This window comes from Tractidigestivibacter sp., assembly GCF_050946515.1.
GTDB lineage: Bacteria > Actinomycetota > Coriobacteriia > Coriobacteriales > Atopobiaceae > Tractidigestivibacter.
On record NZ_JBMNUX010000006.1, the window covers coordinates 1 to 25,409 of the forward strand.

General features: G+C 61.5%; 19 protein-coding genes. 12 read left to right on the forward strand and 7 right to left on the reverse strand.

Annotated features, from left to right (window positions below; translation table 11 throughout):
* Positions 1–759: 759 nt before the first annotated feature.
* Positions 760–2,085, forward strand: a complete 1,326-nt coding sequence (hisS, locus tag ACOYJL_RS04960) for a histidine--tRNA ligase (RefSeq protein ID WP_433569117.1) — start codon at positions 760–762, stop codon at positions 2,083–2,085.
* A gap of 114 nt (positions 2,086–2,199) precedes the next feature.
* Here the strand turns inward: hisS and ACOYJL_RS04965 are convergent, their stop codons facing one another.
* From ACOYJL_RS04965 to ACOYJL_RS04980, 4 genes are all read right to left on the reverse strand, one after another.
* Complete coding sequence (locus ACOYJL_RS04965; protein WP_433569118.1) at positions 2,200–3,429, reverse strand: ABC transporter permease; 1,230 nt, start codon at positions 3,427–3,429, stop codon at positions 2,200–2,202.
* The gene (locus ACOYJL_RS04970; protein ID WP_433569119.1) at positions 3,426–4,160 is read right to left on the reverse strand and encodes an ABC transporter ATP-binding protein; all 735 of its coding nucleotides are present in this window, start codon (positions 4,158–4,160) and stop codon (positions 3,426–3,428) included. The genes ACOYJL_RS04965 and ACOYJL_RS04970 overlap by 4 nt, the downstream gene beginning before the upstream one ends.
* Before the next feature lie 2 nt (positions 4,161–4,162).
* The gene (locus tag ACOYJL_RS04975) at positions 4,163–5,566 is read right to left on the reverse strand and encodes an efflux RND transporter periplasmic adaptor subunit (RefSeq protein ID WP_433569120.1); all 1,404 of its coding nucleotides are present in this window, start codon (positions 5,564–5,566) and stop codon (positions 4,163–4,165) included.
* Positions 5,567–5,743: 177 nt separating this feature from the next.
* The gene (locus ACOYJL_RS04980; protein WP_433569121.1) at positions 5,744–7,147 is read right to left on the reverse strand and encodes a Na+/H+ antiporter NhaC family protein; all 1,404 of its coding nucleotides are present in this window, start codon (positions 7,145–7,147) and stop codon (positions 5,744–5,746) included.
* Between the two features lie 208 nt (positions 7,148–7,355).
* On the opposite strand from ACOYJL_RS04980, the gene ACOYJL_RS04985 reads away from it, so the two are divergent.
* The 3 genes from ACOYJL_RS04985 to ACOYJL_RS04995 all read left to right on the forward strand — a co-directional run bounded on the left by ACOYJL_RS04985 (position 7,356) and on the right by ACOYJL_RS04995 (position 10,986).
* Entirely contained in the window at positions 7,356–8,300 is a 945-nt protein-coding gene (locus ACOYJL_RS04985) for a LysR family transcriptional regulator (RefSeq protein WP_433569122.1), read from the forward strand.
* Positions 8,301–8,389: 89 nt separating this feature from the next.
* Positions 8,390–9,316, forward strand: a complete 927-nt coding sequence (locus tag ACOYJL_RS04990; RefSeq protein ID WP_433569123.1) for an RluA family pseudouridine synthase — start codon at positions 8,390–8,392, stop codon at positions 9,314–9,316.
* Positions 9,317–9,387: 71 nt separating this feature from the next.
* The gene (locus ACOYJL_RS04995) at positions 9,388–10,986 is read left to right on the forward strand and encodes a 4Fe-4S dicluster domain-containing protein (RefSeq protein WP_433569124.1); all 1,599 of its coding nucleotides are present in this window, start codon (positions 9,388–9,390) and stop codon (positions 10,984–10,986) included.
* 1,133 nt (positions 10,987–12,119) lie between these two features.
* Here ACOYJL_RS04995 and ACOYJL_RS05000 read toward each other — a convergent pair.
* Together ACOYJL_RS05000 and ACOYJL_RS05005 are read right to left on the reverse strand one after the other, a co-directional pair.
* A complete protein-coding gene (locus tag ACOYJL_RS05000; protein ID WP_433569125.1) occupies positions 12,120–12,425 on the reverse strand; it encodes a CDP-alcohol phosphatidyltransferase in 306 nt (101 codons plus the stop codon).
* Positions 12,426–12,707: 282 nt separating this feature from the next.
* Entirely contained in the window at positions 12,708–13,358 is a 651-nt protein-coding gene (locus tag ACOYJL_RS05005; RefSeq protein WP_433569126.1) for an HAD family hydrolase, read from the reverse strand.
* Positions 13,359–13,571: 213 nt separating this feature from the next.
* On the opposite strand from ACOYJL_RS05005, the gene ACOYJL_RS05010 reads away from it, so the two are divergent.
* The 5 genes from ACOYJL_RS05010 (at position 13,572) to ACOYJL_RS05030 (ending at position 19,916) form a co-directional block, all read left to right on the forward strand.
* Entirely contained in the window at positions 13,572–15,002 is a 1,431-nt protein-coding gene (locus ACOYJL_RS05010) for a CapA family protein (RefSeq protein WP_433569127.1), read from the forward strand.
* 242 nt (positions 15,003–15,244) lie between these two features.
* A complete protein-coding gene (aspS, locus tag ACOYJL_RS05015; protein ID WP_433569221.1) occupies positions 15,245–16,999 on the forward strand; it encodes an aspartate--tRNA ligase in 1,755 nt (584 codons plus the stop codon).
* Positions 17,000–17,658: 659 nt separating this feature from the next.
* Positions 17,659–17,901 (forward strand): glutaredoxin family protein, encoded by a 243-nt coding sequence (locus ACOYJL_RS05020; protein WP_433569128.1) that lies wholly within the window; start codon positions 17,659–17,661, stop codon positions 17,899–17,901.
* A gap of 79 nt (positions 17,902–17,980) precedes the next feature.
* Positions 17,981–19,135: a hypothetical protein gene (locus ACOYJL_RS05025; RefSeq protein WP_433569129.1), complete on the forward strand. Its 1,155-nt coding sequence runs from the start codon at positions 17,981–17,983 to the stop codon at positions 19,133–19,135.
* A 106-nt stretch (positions 19,136–19,241) separates the two neighbouring features.
* Positions 19,242–19,916: a PspA/IM30 family protein gene (locus ACOYJL_RS05030; RefSeq protein WP_433569130.1), complete on the forward strand. Its 675-nt coding sequence runs from the start codon at positions 19,242–19,244 to the stop codon at positions 19,914–19,916.
* A gap of 125 nt (positions 19,917–20,041) precedes the next feature.
* On the opposite strand, the gene ACOYJL_RS05035 is transcribed toward ACOYJL_RS05030, so the two are convergent.
* Positions 20,042–21,496, reverse strand: a complete 1,455-nt coding sequence (locus ACOYJL_RS05035; RefSeq protein ID WP_433569131.1) for a lipopolysaccharide biosynthesis protein — start codon at positions 21,494–21,496, stop codon at positions 20,042–20,044.
* A gap of 294 nt (positions 21,497–21,790) precedes the next feature.
* On the opposite strand from ACOYJL_RS05035, the gene ACOYJL_RS05040 reads away from it, so the two are divergent.
* The 3 genes from ACOYJL_RS05040 (at position 21,791) to ACOYJL_RS05050 (ending at position 25,312) form a co-directional block, all read left to right on the forward strand.
* Complete coding sequence (locus ACOYJL_RS05040; RefSeq protein WP_433569132.1) at positions 21,791–24,571, forward strand: phosphoenolpyruvate carboxylase; 2,781 nt, start codon at positions 21,791–21,793, stop codon at positions 24,569–24,571.
* Positions 24,572–24,750: 179 nt separating this feature from the next.
* Entirely contained in the window at positions 24,751–25,002 is a 252-nt protein-coding gene (locus tag ACOYJL_RS05045; protein ID WP_433569222.1) for a FeoA family protein, read from the forward strand.
* 82 nt (positions 25,003–25,084) lie between these two features.
* Positions 25,085–25,312 carry a FeoA family protein gene (locus ACOYJL_RS05050; protein ID WP_433569133.1) on the forward strand — a complete coding sequence of 76 codons (228 nt, stop codon included), beginning with the start codon at positions 25,085–25,087 and terminating at the stop codon, positions 25,310–25,312.
* Positions 25,313–25,409 lie beyond the last annotated feature (97 nt).

A 25,409-nucleotide genomic window follows, 5' to 3' on the forward strand; every position in this document is an offset into this window, starting at 1 on the left:
TGTTTTGTTGTGGTCCAGCTTTTTGCGCTTGGTGGTTGTGTGGCGCCCCCCCAACCCCCCCACAACTTGCCACGCCCTTCTCGAGCTGCCACCTTATGCGAGTTCTGATGCCGCAGAAGTCGCTTAACTTGACGCCGTGCCAACTTGCGCGACATTTGCGGCACCTTCCTGCCACCTTGCGCGAGTTCTGCAGCACTATTGCCAACTTGCGCGACTTTTGCGGCTGCAAAACTCGCATAACTTGGCAGGAAGCCATTGTGTGGGACTTCGCGCAGGATGGAGCGCGCCATCGTGTGGGGCTTCTCGGCGTTTGCGCAGGTCGTCGTTGCTGTCGTGTGGGGGTTTCCGGGGCGGGGCGGTCGGCGCCCGTGTTGTGTGGGACACGCGATGGGACGGGCCGCCCAATTCCCACACAATAGTGGCGGCCAACTGGGCAAACGTCTTTGAGCCCCACACGACGGGCGCCCGCCCTTCTCGCCGGTCCCACACAATGGGTCGCGGGTCCGCTTCAGCCCGAGAAGCCCCACACAACGAGAAGGACTACCTGCGGAAACGCCGCCGACTCCCACACAATAGTCGCCGTCGCTCAGAGAGAGCCCCACACGATGGGATCAGTCGCCCTGAGCGCCGGTCGGGGCTGTCAACTTGCGCGAGTTTTGCGTACGCAAAAGTCGCAGAACCTGGCACGGCCATCCTCGGGCGGCCGACTTGTGCGAGAATACCGAATGCACATGAACGCACGAGAGGGGAAATTTACCCATGGCACAGAAGATTCAGGGCACGGAGGACCTCTACGGAGGTTACATGCGTGCTTGGCAGCACATGCAAGACGTCGCTCGCGACCTTTTTGGCGCTTACGGCTTCGACATGATTGAGACCCCCGCAATCGAGCAGGTAGACACCTTCGTCCACGGCATCGGCGAGTCCACCGACGTCGTTCGCAAGGAGATGTTCCGCGTCTTCTCCGGCGCACTTCTCGACGGCCTCTTCGAGTCCGGCTCCGAGAGCCACTTGAAGCCCAAGCAGCGCATGGCCATGCGTCCCGAGGGAACGGCAGGCGTCGTCCGCGCCGCCGTGGAGAACAACTTCGTGCCACAAGGCGCGGCTCCCGCAAAGCTTTGGTACGCCGAGGCGATGTTCCGTGGCGAGCGTCCGCAGAAGGGTCGCCTTCGCCAGTTCCACCAGGTGGGCGTCGAGTGGCTTGGCGCTCCCGACCCCGCGGCCGACGCCGAGTGCATCATCATGCTGATGGAGTTCTACAAGCGCCTCGGCTTTGACCCCTCCAAGCTGCGCCTTTCCATCAACTCGATGGGCGACGCCAATTGCCGTCCCGCCTATCGCGAGAAGGTCCGCCAGTTCATCTACGACCACAAGGACGAGATGTGCGAGGACTGCCTTGAGCGCGCGGAGATCAACCCGCTTCGTAGCTTTGATTGCAAAAATGATCATTGCCGCGAGGTCATGAAGGACGCTCCTCTTGTGACCGACAACCTTTGCGACGAGTGCGCCGAGCACTACGCCGCCGTTAAGCGCTACCTGGACGAGGCCGGCGTTGCCTACGTCGAGGACCCCACCTTGGTCCGCGGCCTTGACTACTACACCCGCACCGTCTTCGAGGTTGAGGCTCTGGACGGCGGCGTCGGCGCCATCGGCGGCGGCGGTCGCTACGACGGCCTTATGGAGCTCGAGGGCGGAAAGCCCACGCCCGGCATCGGCTTTGCCGTCGGCTTCGAGCGCATTGCCCTTGCCCTTGCCGCGCAAGGCGGCTCGCTTGAGACGGCCGAGCCTAGCTGCGTCTATGTTGCCGCGGCGTCCCCCGAGCAGCGCGACGCTGTCTTCCAGGCCACGCTTGCGCTTCGAAACGCCGGCATCCGCACCGAGTCCGACTACCAGGGCCGCTCGCTCAAGAGCCAGTTCAAGCAGGCCGACAAGCTGCACGCTCCGTATTGCGTCGTGATTGGCGCCGACGAGGTCGCCTCGGGCACCGTCACGCTGCGTGACATGTCCACGCACGAGCAGACCAGCGTCACGTTGGACGAACTTCTCGCCCAGATGCCGGAGCTCATGGCAAAGAGCCGGAAGTAAGCGCGCTCGCGCAGACGAAAGAAGAGGGGAGGCCGCACAGCCCAGTGCGACCTCCCCTTTGTTTGAACTCGCTTTGTGCCGCGCCGCTTCGGCCCGCTGCGCCGCCGCCGTCCCTTACTGGTACCTAAGCGACTCCACCGGGTCAAGCTTTGCCGCTCGCCTTGCGGGATACCAGCCAAAGATCATCGCGATGGCAAGGCAGATGGCGCAGGCCAGAAGCGCGGACCTCAAGCTCAGAACCGGCACAAGCCCTTCCACGCCAATCATGGGTCCGGCAACAAGCGTGATGACCCATCCCGCCACGTATCCCAGCGCCATTCCAAAGACGCCGCCAATCAAGCAAAGCACCACGGCCTCAAGAAGGAATTGCGCCACGATGTCTGAACTTCTCGCCCCTAAGGCCTTGCGCAAGCCAATCTCGCGGATGCGCTCCGTCACGTTGGTCAGCATCATGTTCATGATTCCGATGCCGCCAACAAGAAGCGAGACGCCGGCAACGGCAACGGCCATCATGCGGAACACGGCCATCGTCGAGGAGAACTGGTCAATCAGCGATTGCATCGTGTAGACGTCCACGTATCCGCCGCTTCCGTCATACGATTCGCTTTCCATGTCATCTTGGGTCGTCGTGATGGCATAGACGCTTCTGAGGTAGCTTTCCGTGCTGTCGGCAACTTGGTACATGTCGGAGCCCTCGCGTGCAAAGCCGACAACGCTCAATCCAGAGTCTCCTCCGACGCGGGCCTTTGCCGTGGAGTAAGGAATCCAAATGGTTGAGGTGCCGCCAAAGGCGCTTGAGGACTCCATGGTTCCCAAAATCGTGTAGCTGTCGTTTCCGATCTTGATTGACTTGCCCAAGACGTTTGCGTCGTCAGAGCCAAAGAACTCCCTGACGGCATTTTGGTCGAGCACCGCAACGCAAGAGCTTCTCGCCTCGTCCCCATTGTCAAAAAGCGTGCCTGTCTGCGCGCTTAAGCCCATGACCTGGAAGTATTCGGGCTTGCACCCCACGACCGAGGCGTTGCTGTTTCCGCCCTCGACGGTCGGAAAGTAGTAGCTGTAATACGTTATGAGCTCGTAGTCGCTGGAAAGGTCGCGCGACATGCGGTCCACGTCGCTTTCGGTAAGCTGGGTTCCGTCTGGCTTCGTGACATAGATGTTCACAAGCCTTGAGCGGTTAAGGCCAAGCTGGTCAACGAGAAGCGCTTGGACGCCGTCGATGACGGAAGTCAGCGAGATGACGGCGGCAATGCCTATGACGATTCCCAAGATGGTGAGAAAGCTCCTGCCCCTGTTGGCAGAGATTGCCGTCCCCGTTTCAGCGAGAAGGTCGCGTGCCCTCATGAGATCGCCTCCTCGGCCTTTGCCACGCTAGCCGCCTCAAGGGCGCGCTCTTGCTCGTCGGTCAGAAGATGGCCGTCACGAATGTGCACCGTTCGGTCTGCCCAAGCGGCAACCTCGGGGTCATGCGTGATGAGCACGATGGTCTTTCCTGCTTGCTGAAGATGCCTGAACGTCTTCATGACCATCTCGCCCGTGGCGCTGTCAAGGTTTCCGGTCGGCTCGTCCGCAAAGATGATGGCAGGGTCGTTCACCAAGGCGCGAGCAATGGCAACGCGCTGCATTTGGCCGCCGGAAAGCTCGTTCGAGCGGTGCGAGAAAAGGCTCTCGTCCAGCCCGGCGGAGAGAAGCGCTCGCCAAGCGCGCGGCTCTCGCTCGCGCACGGGAACGTCGGTATACAGAAGCGGCAGCATCACGTTTCTCAAGACCGTCGCTCGGGGAAGCAAGTTGAACGACTGGAAGACGAAGCCGATGCGGGTGGCTCGGATAAGGGCGAGGTCGTCGTCCGAAAGCGTCGAGACGTCAAGCCCCTCCAATAGATACGTTCCGGCAGTCGGCTTGTCCAAGCAGCCCAAGATGTTCATGAGCGTCGACTTGCCCGAGCCAGAAGGGCCCATGACGGCAACGAACTCACCGCGCTGGATGCAAAGTGAGACGCCTTTCAGGACCGGCGTCCGCACGGACCCAGTTTCATATATGCGCCAAATTCCTTTGGCGTCGATGACGGCAGACATGGCTAGCCCTCCGCCGTTGTGCTTGCCGCATCGTCTGTGCTGCTGGTCTCGTATGCGACGACGTCGCCGCCGCCTGCCTCGTCAGGCGAGAGGGCAACCTCGTCGCCTTCTTGAAGCTCGCCTTCCACGGCGCTGGTGGAGTTGTCGGATGCAACAACGGTGACGTCGACCCTCTCAAAGCTGACGCCTTGCTCGTCGTAGACGGCGCGCATGACATACGTTGCGCCGTCGGCATCAGTGGCAATGCAAGAGCTGGGAATCGTCAGCGCATTGGGGACGTCTTGAAGCGCAATCTCGACGTTGGCAGTCATGCCAGGCTTAAGTCCCTCGGGCGGCTGCGGTATCAAAAGTTCAACGTCGTACGTCACGGAAGAGCCGGACCCTCCGTAAGACATTGAGTCACCCGACCCGCTTCCTGAAGAAACCGTCGCGATGCGCGTGACTTCTGCCTCGGAGGTGACGTCAGGAAGTGCCGAGAAGGTCACGGTGGCCTTCTGCCCAACGGCAATCTTGGGGATGTCGACTTCGTTTACCTGCACCTTTACGGTCATTTGCGAGACATCGGCAATCTGGATGAGCGGCTGGCCGCTTGTGCTGGTGGACGTGGTGGAAGCGCCGCTCACGGCGTTCATCACGATGACGCTTCCCGAGGCGGGGGCGCGAACGGTCCTCTTGTCAGCGGTGGCGACGGCTTCGTCGTAGCTTTCTTGTGCGCTTTGAAGCGTCGCGTTGGCAGAGTCGACGGCGTTTGCGGCGTCAACCGTCGCGTTGTAGTCGACCTCGCCAGCGTTGTACGCGGTGACAGTTGCGTTATAGGAGTCCCAAGCTTGGCTTACGTCCTTGTTGGCGCTGTCCAGCGCCGTCTTTGCCTCGCGCACGCTCTTGTCCAGCGAGTCGTTCTTGATGGTAAGAAGGACGTCGCCTTCGGTGACGACGGAGCCCTCCGCAACGTTGACCTCCGAGATGATGCCATCTACCTCGGGCGTTACGACAACGGACGAGACGGGCTGCACGTTTCCGGAAGCGGTGACGGCATTCTTGAAGTCTTCGCGCATGACAGAGACGGTCTGCTGCGTGTAGTCGCCGCCGTCAGACGGTTGCGTCATGGAAGGGAAGATGACAAAGATAAGGGCAAGCAGCACGACGGCGGCTGCGACGCAAATGCCTACAATGCGCCTCTTGCGGCGCTTCTTGCGATTTCGCTCCAAGCTCTCGGCAGCAATGCGGTCCTCGATCTCTTGCTCGGAAAGCTGATGGTCAAGCTCGTCTGCGGGCTTCTCGTTCTTGCCTTTTTCGCGAGAAGAGCCTGCCGTAACGGGAAGCGGCTTTGTCGCCGCGCTTGTCTTCTCTTGGGAGCTGTCTTTTGGGCCTGGTGCCTTTGGTGCGTTTGAGCTGGGTTCAGTCATGAGATCCTCCGGTTTGGTGATGCGTTCGTGCGCCATCGCACGTTGAGGTTCTCATCAGTTTTGGTCAACGGACCTTAAATGTGGCCGAGATTGAACGGCTTTTAGAGAGGCGGTCGCTTTGAAGCCGTAAGGTCTCGGGACTTGTGAAGGTTCCTTGCAGGCGCTGCGCGCTTTCGCCTACGCCGCCTTTGCCAGCTGCGTGGTCGCTGCCGGGTTGTAGCTTCTTGCGTTGTCAGCCGGCGTCAGCCCTAGAAGACGGGCTTGCGGAGTCTTTGAGAAGTTGGGGCTGCGGTGGACCCACATGGAAAGACCCAGCGTCCAAAGCGGCAGGAGATAGCAGAAAGCCGCAGCTACAAGGCTTATGCTAGGCGCTCCGACGGAGGCAAGGACGGCAACGTTCGAGACGGACCAAGGGACCAGCGGGGACATGATGACGACGCTGTTCTCAAGGTCGAGGGCAAGGGCCGACCCGGTCTTCTCGGTCTTCTCGCAAAGCGTCTTTGTCAGCATGATGGCAAGCGTCTGGTTGCAAGCGACCATGCAAGAGATGGCACTTGTCGCAAGAACGCCGACAAAGGGAGTGGAGCGCTGGGAAAGCTCGTTCACGACGTCGACGGCTCGGTCGAGAAGTCCGGTGCGCTCGAAGACGCCTGCGTAGCAAGAGGAAATGGCCACTACCAGCATCACGTTGACCATCGAGATGACGCCTCCGCCATTCACCATGCCGGCAATCTGCGGGTCTGCCGCTTGGTAGCCCATAAGAAGGATCTGCGGAAGCTGCGCCGGGTCAACGCCTTGGACTCCAACGCAAATGACGCAAGAGCAAGCAAGGCTGACAAGCATGGTCCGAACGACGCTCACCTTGGCAAGCGAAAGAACAATGACAATCACGGCAGGAAGCGCAGCCACGGCAGTAAGCGAGAAGGCGTGACCAAGCATACCTGAGATGTTAGGGACGGAGCCATGCCCGCTTAGCGCGATGCCAAGGCCAAGGTAAGCGGCGCAAGCAAGCAAGAAGGGGATGGCTCCTGTCTTCAGCATGCGGCGGACGTTCTCAAAGAGGCTGGTCTTGGTGAGCTCGCTTACCAGACTGGCGCTTGTGGACATGGGCGAGCAGCGGTCGCCAAAGTAGCAGCCAGAGAGAATTGCGCCTCCTACCAGCAGCTCATTTGCGCCGGAAGCATGGGCGATGGTCATGCAGATGACGCCCATGGTTGCTGCCGTTCCAAAGGCGGTGCCCATGAGCATCGACATGAGGCAGCACATGAGGAAGGCGGCTATGACCTCGGTGCCGGGGGCAATGAGCTGCGAGCTCCAGCTGACGATTGCCGGGATGGTGCCGGACGCTCTCCAAGCTGCGGTCAAGGCGCCAACCACGGCAAAGAGAAAGAGCATGGACCCGATCGGCCTCAAGGTGCTCCAGGCGGCGCGGGCAAGCTCTTCGGCGGAGATGCCTTGCCTCAAGCCATGCGCAACAAAGAGCGCAAGCCCAGCCAGAAGGATTGCCGGAAGCGGCGCCCCAAGTGCCGTTCCCGCAACAAGCATCAAGGCAAAAGCCCCAAGCGTTGCCATTCCTTCCATGTGCCTTCCCGCTCCTTCGTTCGATTCTCAGCGAGCCCGGCCTCGCCTTTCGACAGCTAGGCTAAAAGCTGTTTGAATCAAAGTCCAACTGTATTTATTAGTTGCAATTACAAAATCTAGCTGTGATATAAAGAGGGAGGTACAAGGCGGTGCAAGCCCGCAGCGCCGCTCTCTTTGACCCTTCTAGCCAAGCGTTTGAGGAGCCTCTGTGAACTTCCAGACCATCGATTACTTCATTGCCGTCGCAGACGAGCGAAGCTTCACGAAGGCGGCCGAGCGCTTGCACGTGAGCCAGCAGACCGTCTCGGCAAACATCGCCTCGGCCGAGCGCGAGCTAGGCGTAAGGCTTCTGGAGCGAAGCGTCCCTTTGCGGCTGACCTATGCCGGCGAGCAGTTCCTTTCTTATGCAATAAAGATTGCGGCGGACCGGCGAGCCATGGGCCAAGAGCTGCGCGACATTGCCAAAAACGAGTCCGGCCGGCTTCGCGTTGGCGTCACGGCCACGCGCGGCCACATCATCATGCCCCGCGCCATCGCCATGTTTCAGCGGGCGCATCCGGGAATCTCGATCTCTCTTTTTGAGGGCGAGAACGACGAGCTTTCCGAGGTGCTGGGAGAAGGCCGCTTGGACATGATCGTGGCTACAGTTGACCGAGAAACGCCTGGTCTTGTTGTGCATGAGCTCTTCCGGGAGCAAGTGGTCCTGCTTGTTTCGCAAGCCCTTCTCGACCGGCTGTATGGCGACCAAGCAGAGGCAGTTGTCTTGCAAGTGGAAGGCGATTGCGACCTCTTTCCGCTTGCTGACTGCCCCTTCTTGATGATGGGCGAGAAGGACGTCTCTGGCGAGTTCTCAAGGCGCGCCCTCGCTCGCGCTGGCATCAAGCCAAACGTGCGCGTGATGTCGACGAACTCCGAGACACTCATGGCGCTGGCGCTTCGCGGCGTCGGCGCTTGCTTTGTGCCTTCGGAGCTTGTCGCGACAAGCTTTGCCGACCCGGAGGCGTCCGGCATGCGCGTGATCAGGCTGGGACCGCAAATGAGCTACCCGCTCTCCGTCGCTTGGAGGGAGTCGGAGCATACCTGGTCCATGATTTCCGCCTTCTACCACGTGCTTTCCGAGCAATTCTCGGACGGCTCGCGCGTCAGCGCATAAGGGCAAGCCTGCCAATTGCCGGCTTGGCGGCGGCAGGCTATATCATTAGTTCTGTAACGAGGTAAGGCGCCAAGAGGGGAGGGCAATCGATGCCGGACATGCCAGCTTTGGCATCAGACGTAACGCTTTCAGGGCGAGAAGTTCGCTGCACCGTGGCAGCGCCTTGCTCCGCTCAAGAGCTTGCCCTTTCGCTGGGCATGTCTCGCCATTCCGCTGCCGCCGCCTTTGCAAGGCACGAGCTTTCGCTTGCTAGCGGCGAGCCCCTTTTGGCGGCAGCGCGGCTTTCTGCTGGCGACGGCGTTGTGATCGCGCTTGCAGCAACCAGCCAAAGCGCGCCCGCGCCGCACGTGGCGCCGGCAAAGATTGTCTATCGCGACCCTATCTTTCTTGCGGCGGACAAGCCGGCGGGGCAGCTCGTGCATGGCGACGGAACGGGGGCAAGCACGCTCACCGATGCCGTTTGCGCAGCTCTGGCAGCTGAAGGGGCAAGCGCGCATCCGCAAGCCGTCCAGCGACTGGACGTACCTACGACGGGGCTCGTGCTCTTCTCGCTGACCGAGGAATTTCAGCCCGCCCTTGACGCTTTGGTCTCTGGTCACGGCATGAAGAAGCGCTACCTTGCCGAGGTCACGGGCTCTTTCAAGGAAGACCAGCTGACGATAGACGAGCCCATCGGCCGCGACCGCCACGACTCGTCGCGCATGCGCGTTTGCCGCCCCGGGCAAGGAAAGCCAGCTGTCACGCGCGTCAAGACGCTTGCCCGAAAGAGCGGAAAGTCGCTTCTCCTTGTTGAGCTGGGAACGGGAAGGCGGCATCAGATTCGCGTCCACCTGGCAGCTGCCGGGCACCCAATTTTGGGAGACACGCTGTACGGGGGCGCACGTGATTCTCGCGGGCTCATGCTTCACGCCTATGAGGAGAGCTTCTTGCACCCCCTGACCGGCGAGCCCATAAAAATTTGTACGGAATTTCCAAAACGGTTCGAAAGCTGGCACGTGCAGTTGCAGCAAGGATAGGCGATACTGTCATTTGACAGGACGGCTTGCCTTTGGCATCCCGCCAGTTGCCACAAGGGAGAGGAACAGTCTTGGCTGACACAATGCGTGGCGTGTACACCAACCTGACCGATATTCGTCGTCGCGTCTTCTGCGAGGTGGCGAAGATTGCCTATGAAGGCGGAGATGACCAGGCTCGAAAGCTCGACGAGCTTCCTTATAAGATCATTCCCGGCGATGTTGCCACCTACCGCGAGAGCGTCTTTCTCGAGCGCGCCATCGTCAGCGAGCGCATTCGCCTTACGCTTGGCCTGCCCCTTCAAGGCGTCGACCGCCCAGAGCAGCTCTCTGACGGCCTTGCCGCCGCGGCCAAGCCCGAGACCTACTACCAGCCGCCGCTGATCAACGTGATCAAGTTCGCCTGCAACGCGTGCGAGGACAACGTCTACCGCGTGACCAACATGTGCCAAGGCTGCCTCGCGCACCCCTGCCGCGAGATTTGCCCCAAGGGCGCCATCACCTTCGTGGACAAGAAGGCCTACATCGACCAGGACAAGTGCGTCCACTGCGGCCAGTGCTTCAGGGTCTGCCCCTATCATGCCATTGCCCACAAGCAGCGCCCGTGCTCCTCTGCCTGTGGCATGCACGCCATCGGCTCCGACGAGCATGGTCGCGCCGAGATCGACTACGAGAAGTGCGTCTCGTGCGGCCAGTGCCTGATCAACTGCCCGTTCGGCGCCATCGCCGACAAGAGCCAGATCTACCAGGTGATTCAGGCCATCAATGCGGGCGACGAGGTCATTGCGGCCGTGGCGCCGGCCTTCGTCGGCCAGTTTGGCGGCAAGGGCAACGTGGGCAAGCTTCGCGAGGCCTTCCGCCAGCTGGGATTCTCTGGCGTCGAGGAGGTGGCGCTGGGCGCCGACCTCTGCACCGTCCAGGAGGCCGAGGACTACCTTGCCGAGGTTCCCGACAAGCTGCCGTTCATGGGCACCTCGTGCTGCCCGGCCTGGTCGGTCATGGCAAAGCGGGAGTTCCCCGACTATGCCAAGTGCATCTCCATGGCGCTTACGCCGATGACGCTGACGGCGCGCATGATTCGTACGCAGCACCCCAACGCCAAGATCGTCTTCGTGGGGCCTTGCGCCGCCAAGAAGCTCGAGGCCATGCGCAAGTCGATTCGAAGCGAGGTCGACTTCGTGCTGACCTTCGAGGAGATGGCCGGCATGATGCAGGCAAAGGACATCGACTACCTGGCGCTGCACGACGACAACAAGAGCGACTTCGACGTCGCCTCCGCTGACGGCCGCGGGTTTGCCGTCGCTGGTGGCGTGGCGAGCGCCGTTGTGAATGCCATCCATCGTCGCTATCCCGACCGCGAGGTGCCCGTCACCAACGCGGAGGGCCTTGAGGACTGCCGCAAGATGATGAAGGCGGCCGTCAAGGGCAAGTACAACGGCTACCTGCTCGAGGGCATGGCGTGCCCGGGCGGCTGCGTCGCTGGCGCAGGAACGCTTCAGGCCATCAACAAGTCTGCGGCGGCGGTCAAGCGCTACTCGCAGCGCTCGCCCCACAAGAACGCCACCGACAACTCTTACCGCGTGCTGATCCACGCCCTCTCCGAGGACGTCGAGAAGGACGTCGAGGTCGAGGAGACCATGGAGGCGCAGCGGCCCAAGAAGCCGACCGAGTAACGCGCCCCGGGTGGCGAGTCCCCGGCTACGCGCGGCGTATGGAATGGCACGCCCCACACGATAGCCAGCTGCAACAGGGAAAACTTCTCCGACCCCCACACGATAGCCTCCGTAAGAGGAGCGCTTCCTATCGTGTGGGGGTCGCTTGCAATTGAGGCTCCCTATCGTGTGGGGGTCGCTTGCGTTTCCCCAGATAATCCTTCGTGTTGTGCGGCACGCGTCGGCTCGTCAGAGGTGGGGCTTCCATTGTGTGGGACTCGCCGGTGGGCTTGTGCGAGAGGCCCCACACTTCGGCATGCGCCAACTGCGGAAACTCCGCCAATCCCCACACAACGAGGGGCATTCCAAAAAGTGGATCCCACACAATGGGGGTCGCCCTTCTCGCCAGGCGCGCGTACCCACACGATGCGACCAGAGACCTGCGGAAACGCCGCTGAGCCCCACACAAAGTGGCGTGTCAATTAAGGGCGAGCCCACACAATGGGAGAGGCTCGGCGAAGGGCTCAGAGACGGGGCTCGAAATGCGGGGCTGGGAATCCGCTCGGGAGCTTCGGACGGGTTGAGACCCATACGATGATTCCGAGAATGGCGACGATTCCATTGTGCGGGGCGATGTCTCATCTAGGTGCCTCATCTTGTGGGATCTGAGCTCATTTCTCCAGATGAGCCTTCGCGTTGTGGGGGCTCGGCAGGTCCTCGGGAGAGGGGTTCCTATTGTGTGGGACTTGTCGACGCTCTCGACCGAATAGCCCCACACTTCGGCATGCGCCAACTGCGGAAACGCCATCTGGTCCCACACTATACTGTCCCGTGCAGCAATGAGGTCCCACACAATGAAGAGCATCCTTCTCGCCAGGCACCCGGACCCACACAACGAGCCTTGCTACCTGCGAAAACGCTTTCGAGTCCCACACTACAAGAGAGGTCAACTCATCGTGTGCCCCGCACAATGGAGGGGCGGCGCGCTGGAGGGGCGCCGAAGCGGAGGGGCGCCGAAGCGGAGGGGCGGCGCGCTGGAGGGGCGGCGCGCTGGAGGGGCGGCGCGCTGGAGGGGCGCCGAAGCGCACGCAAAAAGCGACCTCCCAAAAGGGGAAGCCGCTCGTTTTCAAGAGAAAGCCCTGCGTACGTGCTGGCTAGTCCTTCTCGCCCTTCTTGGAGGCGTAGAAGGTCGCGTCGTCAAAGACGTCCTTGATGGTCTTGCCGTTGACAAACGGAAGCATCAAAAACTCGTCGACCGTCGGGACAAGCTCGCTGCAGTCAACAAAGTGGTTCTTTGAGTTGCGGCGGGACGTATCCTGCGCGCGCCAAGCCTCGTAGTTCACATCGGTGAGGTAGTAGACGTTGGAGCCTACCTTCATGTACACCGAGTGGTTGGCGTGGAGGTAGTCCGCCAGCTCGTCGTAACTGATATCAAGTGCCTCAGCGGCTTTCTTTCCCATGGCATGTCCTTTCGTCGACCGGCCAAGCCTGCCTTGTACAGACTATAGCCCGCGAGGCATGTTTTTAGACGTTCGTTTTGAAAGCGGCTGCCCATCTTCGGCAAGCGATAGCTTCTTTAAATAAATTGCAGCATATCAAGCTGGCTGAGAAAAACCTGCCGGCATTCGTGCTAGCATTCTCTTAATTCTGTGAGCAGGCTCCCTTTTCGGGCACGAAGGGGTTATGAATCAACTTTTATGCTCCCCTGCGCCTGGCGCCGCCCACTCGCCGCGTCCGGTGCCCTACGCCAGAATCTGGCGTTCCAGCTGTGCCGGCGTGTCAACGATCGTCGTGGCGCCATGTTCCAAAAGCCAGTCCCTGTCGCGAAAGCCCCACGAGCAGATGATGCAGTCGCAGCCGCAGTTCTTGGCGGTCTCGATGTCCACCTCAGAGTCCCCCACGTACACAAGGCCCTCTTGGCTCCTGCCCAGGGTCGCTAGAATCGCGTCAATCATGGCGCGATTGGGCTTTCTGGGCACTCCCTCGCGCTCGCCTGTCACGTAGTCAAAGGTGCCCGGGAAGTAGCGATCAATGATTCCCTGAACGGCGAAGTCGGCCTTGTTCGAGGCGACGGCACAGCTGACGCCCACATGCCTGAGGTCTCCAATCACCTCAGACATGCCTGTGTAGGGGCGCGTGGTGTCAAGCTTGTGCGCGTCATAGTAGCGCTTGAACTCATCGAAGACCTGCGCCTCAAGCTCGGGAGACGTGCCCTCGGGAAGCGATAGGTGAATGAGGCGAGCAATGCCGTTGCCCGTGAACATGCGTACGTCTGCCAAGCTGCGCTCGGGAAGGCCGTAGACCTTAAGCGCGTGGTTGACAGACGTATAGAGGTCGTTGAGGGTGTTCAGAAGCGTTCCATCGAGATCGAATATGGCCGTTGTGTATGCCATTGCAGCTCACTCCAGACAAAATACGGCGCCTGCGGTCAAGTGACGGCCGCATCCAGCGCATATCTCAAGTAAAGTATCAACAGGAACTAGGACAACTGTGTTGAGCAATCGTAGAGCATACACTCAACGCCTCTGGCATGTCGAAGGGCCTTGACAGCAACACGCAATCGCTAAGGTCCAGCCAGGGCACGAGACAGGGGGGTGCACCTAACGGTGGGCGACGACGCGAAGCATATGGGGGAAGATCCGCTTACGCCGCACGCGCGACCTCAGACAGAGCAGGAGAAGCGCGCCATTTTCAACTCGAAGCGCGTCCACTCGAGCGTTCACCGCCAGGACCCCAACGGAATGTACCACTACGACGTTGGCTATCTGCCCGCAAGCACCCCGGGCAGAGTCGGCCTTGACCCCGAGGCGATCCGCAAGCGCGAGAAGACCCACAACATCCTCGTCGCGATAGCGCTCATCGTGGCGGTGGTCGCGTTTCTCATAGGAGCATACGTTTTTGTGGGACCGTCTCTCTTCTCGCTGTCTTGGGGTTCGGAGGGCGACAGCCAGACGACGTCGGGCGACAGCTCGGGCGCAGCGGCCTCGACGGCCTCGACTGCCACGCAGGTCGACGTCTGCATGGTGGGGGACGTGCTGCTTCACCCTTCCGTCTACACCTCGGGCGAGCAGGAGGACGGAACCTACGACTTCACCAACCTCTTTGCGAACGTCTCGGACCAGGTCTCGGCCGCCGACATCGCCATGTGCGACCAAGAGACCGTCCTTGGCGGCACGGAGCTGGGGCTTTCTGGCTATCCCGCCTTCAACGGGCCGCAAGAGGTGGGCGACGCCGAGGCTGCCGCCGGCTTCAACGTGATCCTGCACGCTTCGAACCATACGTTGGACATGGGCTACGAGGGGCTTCATTCCGAGCTCGAGTTCTGGCGCACCAAGCACCCGGACGTCACGGTCTTGGGCTGCATCGACGTGCTTTCCGACGACCCCGGCTCGCTTGACGACATCTACGTCTACGAGAAGGACGGGCTCAAGGTCGCCATCTTGAACTACACCTATGGGCTCGGTGATTACAGCGACACCGAAGGCGCCGTGGCGATGCTGGACGAGGACCGCGTGCGGCAGGACTGCGAGCGCGCGAACCAGCTGGCAGACATCGTGATCGTGTGCCCGCACTGGGGCACCGAGGGCATGTCGGAGCCAGACGACGAGCAGACCCAGTGGGCGCAGGTTTTCCTCGAGTGCGGCGTGGACGTGGTGCTGGGCAACCATCCTCACATGCTCCAGCCCGTCGAGGTGCTTGAAGACGACAACGGCAACCAGATGGTGTGCTTCTGGTCGGTAGGAAACTTCATCAGCGGCATGGCCAACGAGGAGAACATGGTGGGCGGCCTTGCCGAGGTGCGCCTCGAGCGCAGCGAGGATGGCACCTGCCGCGTCTCCGGCTACGGGCTGAAGCCGATCGTCTCGCACATCGATCCCGACAACGAGACCACGTACTTCCTGTCTGACTACACCGACGAGCTCGCCGAGACGAGCAAGTTCCCCGACTACACGCCGGACCAGATCCAGGCGTACTGCGAGGAAGTCCTCGGCGATGCCTATGACAGCGAGAAGTGCGAGCTCTGGGTGGACCTGTAGCGCGTGGCTTGCGCGGCGTCGCTCTCTTGCGCCACTTTCCCGCCATCGCCCGGAATAGCTATTGCTTTCGTGTTAGGTAGGTTAACGGTTTCTGCCGCGGTCCCTTACGAGGCCTGTGCGTAGTACAATCGCGCCTACGTGCGACGATACGCCGTCTACGCAGCGTCGCCGTCTGCTGTGAAGCCGCCCGTCACGGCACGGGGTGGCAGAGACGAAAGGACAGAAACTTGGACTCACACACCATGCACACCCGCACCTGCGGAGAGCTGCGTCCCGAGAACATCGGCGAGGAGGTTACGCTCACGGGCTGGGTGTGGCACCGCCGCGATCACGGTGGCCTCATCTTTGTCGACCTGCGAGACCGCGACGGCGTGACGCAGATCTCCTTCGACCCCGAGCATTCCGGCGGCACGGCCTTCCACACGGCCGAGAACATCCGCTCCGAGTGGCCGATCAAGGTCACCGGCACCGTGCGCGAGCGCCCCGAGGGTCAGGCAAACGAGAAGCTCGACACCGGCGAGGTGGAGGTTCTCGTCTCCGAGATCGTGGTGCTGAACACCTCCAAGACGCCGCCCTTCCAGATCGAGGACCGCGTCGACACCTCCGAGGACGTGCGCCTTCGCTATCGCTACCTTGACCTGCGCCGTCCCAAGATGATGGCCAACCTCAAGATGCGCTCTGACTTCACCTTCGCCATTCGCGAGGCCCTGCACAAGCGCGACTTCATGGAGGTCGAGACGCCGTCGCTCTTCAAGTCCACGCCGGAGGGCGCCCGCGACTTCTTGGTGCCCAGCCGCACGCAGCCGGGCCACTTCTACGCGCTGCCCCAGTCGCCGCAGCTCTTGAAGCAGCTGCTTATGGTCGGTGGCGTCGAGCGCTACTACCAGGTTGCCAAGTGCTTCCGCGACGAGGACCTGCGCGCCGACCGCCAGCCCGAGTTCACGCAGGTGGACATCGAGATGAGCTTTGTCGACGAGGACGACGTGATGGGCGAGCTCGAGGAGGTCTTGGCGGATGCCTTCTCTGCTATGGGCGTCAAGATGGAGCTGCCCCTGCGTCGCATCAACTACTGGGACGCCATGGACACCTATGGCTCCGACAAGCCCGACACCCGCTTTGGCATGGAGCTCCACGACGTCACGTCGATCTTCGCCAACTCCAAGTTCAAGCTCTTCGCCAGCGCCGCTGCAGACGACAAGCTCTTCGTGAAGGCCATCAACGCCAAGGGCGCAGGCAAGTGGCCGCGCGCCAAGATCGACCGCCTTGCCGACGTGGCCGCCACCTTTGGCGCCAAGGGTCTCGCCTACATCGCCTTCCGCGAGGACGGCTCGGTCACGAGCCCTATCGTCAAGTTCTTCTCGGACGAAGAGATGGCCGCGCTGCGCTCCGAGATGGACGTCGAACCAGGCGACCTCGTGATGTTCGCCGTGGCAGAGCGCCTTCAGGCCGACGAGATTCTGGGCGGCATGCGCAACCACATGGCCGACGCGCTCGAGGTCAAGCGCGAGGGCCACGACTTCCTCTGGGTGGTCAACTTCCCGCTCTTCCACTGGGACGAGGACCGCAAGGCCTATGCGGCCGAGCACCAGCCCTTCACGCAGCCCATCGAGGCTGACATCGACCGCCTTGACTCCGACCCGCTCTCCGTTGGCTCTTGGACCTACGACTTCGTCATGGACGGCTTCGAGGCCGGTGGCGGCGGCATGCGTATCCACAATGCCGACCTGCAGATGAAGATCCTCGAGAAGCTCGGCTTCACCGAGGAGCGTGCGGAGGAGCAGTTTGGCTTCCTCATGGAGGCCCTGCGCTTTGGCGCGCCCCCGATGGGCGGCTTTGCGCTCGGCCTTGACCGCGTGTGCATGCTGCTTGCGGGCGCTGACTCCATCCGCGAGGTCATGGCGTTCCCCAAGACCTCAAGCGGCTCCGACCTCATGAGCGGCGCTCCGTCCGAGGTCACGGGCGCCCAGCTGAAGGACGTCTCGTTGAGGCTGCTGTAAGGCTCAGCTCGAAGGTCTCTGCGTGCGGGCCCTCCGCTTTTGGCTTTCTGCCAGGGCGGAGGGCCCTTCTCGTTAGCTCGAAGCTTCGAAGCCGCCCTCTTGCGACTTCGGCCTCCTCTCATCCTCGTATCCTCTCCCATTGTGTGGGGGCCATTGGGCATGCAAAGGAACATAGTGCGGGTCCGCTTGGCGTATGCGCAGGTCGCAGCCTCCGTAGTGTGGGGATTTCTTTCGGTTGACGAGACGGACTCCCACACTACGGGGGACCTCTGCGCGCGGTCCCACACAACGAGTCCGCTCAACAGGGCAGACGTCTCAAAGGTCCTCACTTTGCAGCCGGACGGTCCCACACAACGGAGAGGGACCCCGGCACCAGGTTCTGCAGCTTCTGATGCCTGGTCCCGCCAACCGCCAACCTGCACGACCTCTGATGCCCGTGCTGCCTAGTCGAGCGACTTCTGATGCCGCAGAACTCGCACAACTTGGCAGCAGCTCGTTGTGTGGGGCTCCGCGCCTGTTGCGTGGCTTGCGGCGCGGTTCTTGGGGGGCAAAACGCTGTCGTGGGACAACCCGCCTGCGAAAAAGTGGCTCTGCGGCGCCATCGCGACGCTCGTCTACGGGTAGAGTAGCAATCAAATAACACAAGAAGGGGGCTTACCATGTCTGAAAATAAGCTTGAGCTCTACGTAATGACCGGTTGCCCATACTGTCGGAAGGTTCAAAACTTTATGGACGAGCGCGGCATCAGCGTGCCCATCCACAACATCACCGAGAGCGCTGAGGACAACGACTACCTGATTGAGAACGGCGGAAAGCGCCAGGTTCCCTGCCTCTTCATCGACGGCAAGGCGCTTTACGAGTCCGATGACATCATTGCCTACCTTGATCGCGCATTTGCCTAGGGCAATCGCCCTTCTCCATGTGCTTGGCCCGGCTGGGTACGAGCTCAAATCCTAAGGCTTTCGAAGGGACTGGTGACATATGGGACGTGCCGGCGGCGGAGGCTCAAGCGGCGGAGGTGCGAGCGGAGGCGGCCATAGCCACGGCACCTCGGGCGGCGGCCACAGCTTTGGTGGCGGCGGCCGTGCTGGCATGGGAGGCGGCCGCGCTGGCATGGGCGGCGGCTCGCGAGGCCCAGGAGGTCGCGGTCCCGGCGACCGCGGCCCGGGTGGAGGTCCTCGCATGGGCGGACCTGGCTACATGCCGCCCCGACGCACCTACGTGGGCGGTCCCGGCTATATGGGCGGTCCTCGCAGGGGCGGCTTCTACGGAGGCGGGGGAGGGGGCTTCTTCGGAGGCATTCGGAGCTTTGCGCTCTTCATCGTCATTCTCGTGCTGCTCGCGATCCTCTTCGTGCCAATCTTTGGAGCCCAGGACAGCGTCAGCTCGGCGAGCTCCGAAGACACTTCGTCGATTCCGGCGTCCACTGTCTCGCGCGAGAAGCTCACGGACGTTGCCGCGTTTGACTACGACTGCGTGACCGACGAGCTGGGCTACGTAACAGATCTGAGCGAGGCGGAGAGCAACCTCAAGAACTTCTATGACAAGACAGGCGTGCAGCCCTACGTCTACTTCAAGTCGTATGACTCCTCGCTCACGACAGACGAGGAGAAGGAGCAGTACGCGATCGACTGGTACGACGAGAACATCGGCACCGACAACGGATTTCTCTTCGTCTACTTCGCCAACGAGGACGAGAACTCGTCGATACCGGATTCCGAGAAGTCGGTCGGATATATGGCCTATGCCTGCGGCTCGAGCGCCACGGCGGTCATGGACTCGGAGGCCATCAGCATCTTCTGGGGCTACATCGACCGCTACTGGACAAGCGACCTGAGCACCGAGGACATGCTCGCGAAGGTCTACGACGGCACGGCGGATTCCATCATGTCCGTCACGACTACCACCCAACAGATGATCCTTACGGTGGTGATCGTGGTTGCCGTGATCGTTGCGGTCCTTCTCGTTATCTGGCTCATCAAGACAAAGCGCAAGGCAGAGGCAGAGCGTGCAAAAGAGACGCAGGACATCCTGAACACGCCTCTCGATGATCTGAGCGACAAGGAAGACGGAAGCGGCGGAGGGGGCTCGTCCAACTCGGCGCGCGACGACGAGACGGTAAGCAAGTACCTATAGGCACGGCGGGCGCGACGCGCCCTGAACGGTTGGCTGCGCTGCGCGATAACGCGGGGTGCAAGGCGATGCCGGCGGACATGGTCCGCGGCAAAGGAGGCTCAACATCATGGCAAGCATTCTGAGCAGGTTCAACTCGATCATGAGCGCAAACATCAACGCACTTCTCGATAAGGTCGAGGACCCCGAGAAGATGATCGACCAGAACCTTCGCGAGCTGCGCGAGGAGCTCGCCGAGGTCAAGAAGGAGACCGCGGGCGTCATGGCCGACGACAAGGCCGCCCAGCGCAAGGTGGACGAGTGCCAGCAGAACATCAAGGACTGCGAGACCGCTGCCGAGAACGCCCTGAAGTCTGGTCACGAGGACGACGCTCGCAAGATCCTCGTGAAGAAGCAGACCTACACCGCGAGCCTGGCATCTCTTCAGCAGGCAGCAGACGTTGCCCATGCCAACGCCACGAAGATGCGCCAGATGCACGACAAGCTCGTCTCCGACATCGAGGAGCTCGAGGCCAGAAGCGACGCCATCAAGGCAAAGGCCGCTGTCGCCAAGACCCAGGAGCACATCAACGACATGACCGCGGGCATCGACAAGGCCAACTCGTCGATCTCTGACTTCGAGCGCTACGAGGACAAGGTCAACAAGAAGTTCGACTCCGCGATGGCCGAGGCCGAGCTCAACGAGGGCGACGACTCCGACGACCTCGTGACCAAGTACAACTCCGGCACCGAGGCCGACGTCGACGCAGAGCTCGCCGAGATGAAGAAGAAGCTGGGCCTGTAAGAGACGCCGGGCGCCCCTCAAGCGCAACGTGCGCCCGCCACCAAAGCCGAGAAAGAAAAGCCGGCCGCATCGGATGGTTCCGATGCGGCCGGTCTTCTTCTCGCGCGGTGTTGCTCTTAGCGCCCCTAGTAGCGCTCGAGGCGCTTTCTGATCATGAAGTACTCGGAGAGCAGAAGCACCAAAAGGATGCCCATCACGACCACGGCGCCGACGACCGCGCCGGACAGGCCGGAGAAGCTCACCAACAGGTAAAGGACCGGGATCGAGAACGCAAACGTGATCAGGTAGATGCGCGAGACAACCTTCTGCTCGCGCAGGACGGTGATGATCTGGTAGAGGAAGTCGATGCCGGCGCACATTCCGCCGTTCACTACCATCACGTAGACAAGTGGTCTGAACTGCTCGAAGTCAAGGCCATAGAGGAAGCTCATGATGGGGATGCCAATCCACGCCATCACCAGGCCCATCAAAAGCGTAATGATCGCGATGACGCCAATCATTGCAAGGATGATCAGGTCAAAGCGCTTGTGCTTCTGCGGGTCGTCCCAGATGCTCGCCAGGCGCAGGAGCTGCGGCTTGTAGACCATGGCAGCCACCATTAGGATTGCGTGCGCGGGGAAGTACATGGCGTTGTAGTAGAGCTGGTTGTCGTAGCTCAGCACGCCCTCGATGGCAAACTTTGGCATGGAGTCGACCAGGTTGTAGAGAAACGCCGCCAGAAAGAGCGGGAAGCAATTGACAAAGATCTCCTTCACGCCACGGACGGAGAAGGGCAGCGACTTGTCCGTCTCCATGAGAGCAAGCGGAAGGGTGAGCAGGAAAAACGACGCCGCCGCTCCGATAGTCATGGCAAACGAGGACACGGCCAGGTCGTGCGTGATCAGCAGCAGCACCGTGAAGGCGACAAATGCCAGCGCGCAGCGCACGGCCTGGGAAAGACCCGCCAGATAGAGCTTGTCCTTTTGCTGCAGGCGCCCCTCGTAGACGTCGCCGAGCGCGTCAAAGAAGCGAAAGCCCAGCACCCACATGACGATGGCAGTCATCTGCGAGTCGTAGCCGCGAATCATGCAGTACAGCCAGCCCACAATGAGCATGGCGACGCAGGTGATGATGCGGTTTACCTGGTAGTCGTAGAATGACTCCATCTCGTCGATGTCGGACACCTGGTAGGTGCGGACGCCGTAGTTGCCAAAGAAGAGCAGGACGGTGCCAATGACCATGGCCATCGAGAAGATGCCGGCGTTCTCTGCGCCCACGAGCTGCGTCGTCACGATGGTAAGCAGGGGGAAGAATCCGCCCCAGCATGCCTGGCCGATGGAGTTGCAGACATAGTCGCGCGTCGTCTGGTGCGAGAGGTACTGCTCGGACTGCTCCGAGACCTTGCCCGAGAAGACCGCCGTCAAAAGGCGGTTCCACCAGTTGTTGACTGTTCTGCGGAAAAACCCCTCGGACTTCTGCTTGGCGCGATTTCCCTCTAGGACGCCCGACGAGCGCCTGCTTTTTCCCCGTCGAGCCTGCGCGTTTGCACGCTCGCGCTTTCGTGGTGCCTCTGAGCTGCGTTTCTTGCTTTTGTTGAACATGATGCCCTTCATGGTCGATGGCCTTGGCGCGACGAGCCTTGGCTCTCATGGCTCGTGCCATTGTATCGCGCCCGGGCGGCGCATGCCGTGGGGTCCATGGGCGTTCCATTGCAGCAAGACCGCGTGCCCGTCACGGTCGATTGGCATCATCTTTCAGCTCACGTGTCGGTTGCGTTTCGCTATTTGGGGGATGCTGTGCGGTTCAATATCCCACGGTATGGTTAGGCTGCATGCAGAGACATGCCGCACTGTACGCGATCTTACCGGCGGGACCGGTAGGCAAGGGAGGAATTCGTGTCGGACATCCAGAACGGCCCCGGTGCAGCTTCGAGCCTGAACCAAGAAGAGGTTGAGGCGCGCGCCGCGCTAGCCACGGTCAATGTTCCCGACGAGCTTCGCGAGAACCTGACGCTGTTCTTGCGCTTGGTAAGAAAGGTGCTGAAGGAGTACGACCCTGACCTTCGGCACACCTTTGACGAGCTATTGGGCTATGCAATCCAGGTGACCTATGCCGACGCCGACGCCTGCGCTGACGGTCAGGCCGAAGGCGGCGAGGCTCGCGCGGCCGACAAAGACGCGGACGCCGCATTCGAGTCGGCAGTCGCCATCATCGATGGGCTCCCCATCGAGCGCGCCATCATGCTGACGCGCGCGTTCACGGTCTTCTTCCACCTTGCCAACATCTGCGAGGAGAACTACCGCGTGAACTCCCTGCGCAAGCGCGAGATGGCCGTGCCGGTGAGCGAGGCCGAAGACCCCATCAACGACATCACGGTGGCCTATCACCAGCTGGTGGAGGAGTGCGGGCGCGGTCGTGCGAACGCCCAGCTCAAGCGCCTGGAGTTCCGCCCGGTCTTCACGGCGCATCCCACCGAGGCCCGCCGCAAGGCAATCGAGGGCAAGATCCGCCGCATCTCCGAGCTCCTCGACGAGCGGTCGCGCCTGGGCGGCGCCGCGCTCAAGGAGAACGAGCGCAGGATGCTGCAGGAAATCGACGCCATGATGCGCACGTCTCCCATCGCCCACAAGAAGCCGACCCCCGTCGAGGAGGCCGACACCGTCATTGACATCTTTGACAACACGCTCTTCGACATGGTCCCCGAGGTCTACCGCCGCTTCGACGATTGGGAGCTTGGCGACAAGGCCGGCACGGTGCCTCCCGTCTGCCCGGCGTTCTTCCATCCCGGAAGCTGGATCGGCTCCGACCGCGACGGCAACCCCAACGTGACCGCAAAGGTGAGCCGCAAGGTTGCCGAGAAGTACCGCGTCCATGTGCTGCAGTCCCTCGCCGACCGCACCTACTTCGTGGGCCGCAACCTCACCTTGGACACCGAGTTCACCAAGCCGTCCGAGCAGCTCGTGAACCTGTGGAACCATCAGGTGGAGATGAGCGAGGCGCTCACGTCGAAAGCTGCGGGCATCTCGGCCTCAGAGACCCACCGCGCGGCCATGATCGTGATGTCCAAGCGCCTCGAGGCGACCATCACCCGCACGGCAGACCTCATGTACAACTCTGCTGACGAGTACATCAACGACCTCAAGATCGTGCAGCATTCCCTGGCGGCCGCCGGAGCCGTGCGCACGGCCTATGGTCCGGTCCAGAAGCTCATCTGGCAGGCCCAGACCTTCGGGTTCCACCTTGTTGAGATGGAGTTTCGCCAGCATTCGCTCGTGCACACCCGCGCGCTCGCTGACATTCGCGAGCACGGTCGCTGGGGAGAGCGCGGCGAGCTTGACCCCATGACCCGCGAGGTGCTCGACACCTTCCGCGCCATAGGCTGGATCCAGAAGAGAAACGGCGTGAACGCTGCCCGTCGCTACATCATCTCGTTCACGCAGAGCGCCCAGAACGTTGCCGACGTCTACGAGCTGGCGCGCCTCGCCTTCGCGCACGAGGCAGACGTGCCCACGCTTGACGTGATTCCGCTGTTCGAGCAGGTCGAGGACCTTGAGAACGCCGTCTCGACGCTCGACAAGATCATTCGCATCCCCGACGTCCAGCGCCGCCTTGACCAGACCAACCGTCGCCTTGAGGTCATGCTGGGCTACTCAGACTCGTCCAAGGACGCCGGTCCCACCTCGGCCACGCTCGTGCTTCACAAGGCCCAGGCCGAGATTGCCCAGTGGGCGGAGGACAATGACATCGACCTCGTGCTGATGCACGGTCGCGGAGGCGCCGTCGGCCGAGGGGGAGGCCCCGCAAACCGCGCCGTGCTCTCGCAGCCAAAGGGTTCGGTCAACTGCTGCTTCAAGCTCACCGAGCAGGGCGAGGTCATCTTCGCCCGCTATGGGGACCCCACGCTTGCGCGCCGTCATGTCGAGTCCGTGGCTGGCGCCACGCTCATGCAGTCCGCCCCCTCGATCGAGTACGTCAATACCACCTCCACCGAGAAGTACGCCGATGTGGCAAGCGCTCTCGACAGCGCAAGCCGCGAGAGCTATCTCGACCTTCTCCACACCGACGGCTTTGCCGAATGGTTCTCCACGGTGACCCCGCTTACCGAGATTGGGCTCATGCCCATCGGCAGCCGCCCTGCCAAGCGAGGCCTGGGAGCCAAGTCGCTTGACGACCTGCGCACGATTCCCTGGATCTTCTCGTGGTCCCAGGCAAGGATCAACCTGGCGGCGTGGTATGGCCTTGGGAGCGCCTGCGAAAAGTTCGACAACCTGCCGCGCCTGCGCGAGGCCTACGCCGAGTGGCCGCTCTTCACGACGTTCATCGACAACATCGAGATGTCGCTCTCCAAGACCGACGCGCGCATCGCAAAGATGTATCTGGGGATGGGGGACCGAAAGGACCTGAGCCAGAAGGTCCTCTCGGAGATGGCGCTCACCATGAAGTGGGTGCTCGCCATTACCGGCAACGACTGGCCGCTCGAGAACCGCCGCGTGCTAGGGCCGGTCATCCGCATGCGCCTGCCGTTTGTGAACGTGCTCTCGATGACGCAGGCACGTGCCCTGGCAGCGCTTCGCGACCATGGCCAGGACCTCAGCCCTGAAGATCGCGAGAAGTACACCTACCTGATCCTTTGCACCGTGTCAGGAGTTGCCGCCGGCCTTCAGAACACGGGGTGAGGCATCCTGTCGGCGCCGCTTGGCGTCTGCACAGAGTGCCCTTTCTTTGGTCCCGCACGCCCCAACGCGCGCGGGGCTTTTTTGACAAAAAAGTAAGCCTAGGAAAATTCTCTCTTCACATTAAAAAAGTTATCCTTATACTACTTTTGAGTACGAAAAGGCTAACTTTTGAGGATGTGATGCTCGTGGAGGCGGTCAAGGAGATGTCAACGGCCCAGCTGCCCCTGGCAATGGTGGGTCGGGGAGAAGAAGTCAGCGTCGTGAGGGTAAGCGGCAGGCCAGCTCTCAAGCAGCACCTTGCTGAGATGGGCTTTGTCGAAGGCGCCTCGGTCAAGGTCGTCTCTCGCGTGAACGGAGACGTCCTGATAAGCGTCAAGGGCTCCACGTTCGCGCTTGGAAGGGCCCTGGCCATGCACATCTATACGTGCTAGCGCATCTGCGCTCGTGGGAGATGCTTCATTTGTTTATAAGCCGCCGCGGACGTGGGCTCCGCGGATGTTTGAGAGGAGACGCATGGCAAGTCTGAAGGACGTCAAGGTGGGGGATAGCTGCACGGTCACAAGGCTTTCTGGCACCGGCGCAATCAAGCGCCGCATCATGGACATGGGGATCACCAAGGGCACGAGCATCTACGTGCGCAAGGTGGCGCCGCTCGGCGACCCCATCGAGATCACGGTGCGCGGCTACGAGCTCTCGCTTCGCAAGGACGAGGCCAGCTGCGTTGAAGTGCAGGTGGCATAGGGGCGCCCTTCCAAGGGAGGCTCGGACAGCCCCATTTTTTTCAAGGATAAGTTAGCCCTTTCTAACTAATGGCACCATGCCAGTGGCATTACGGAAG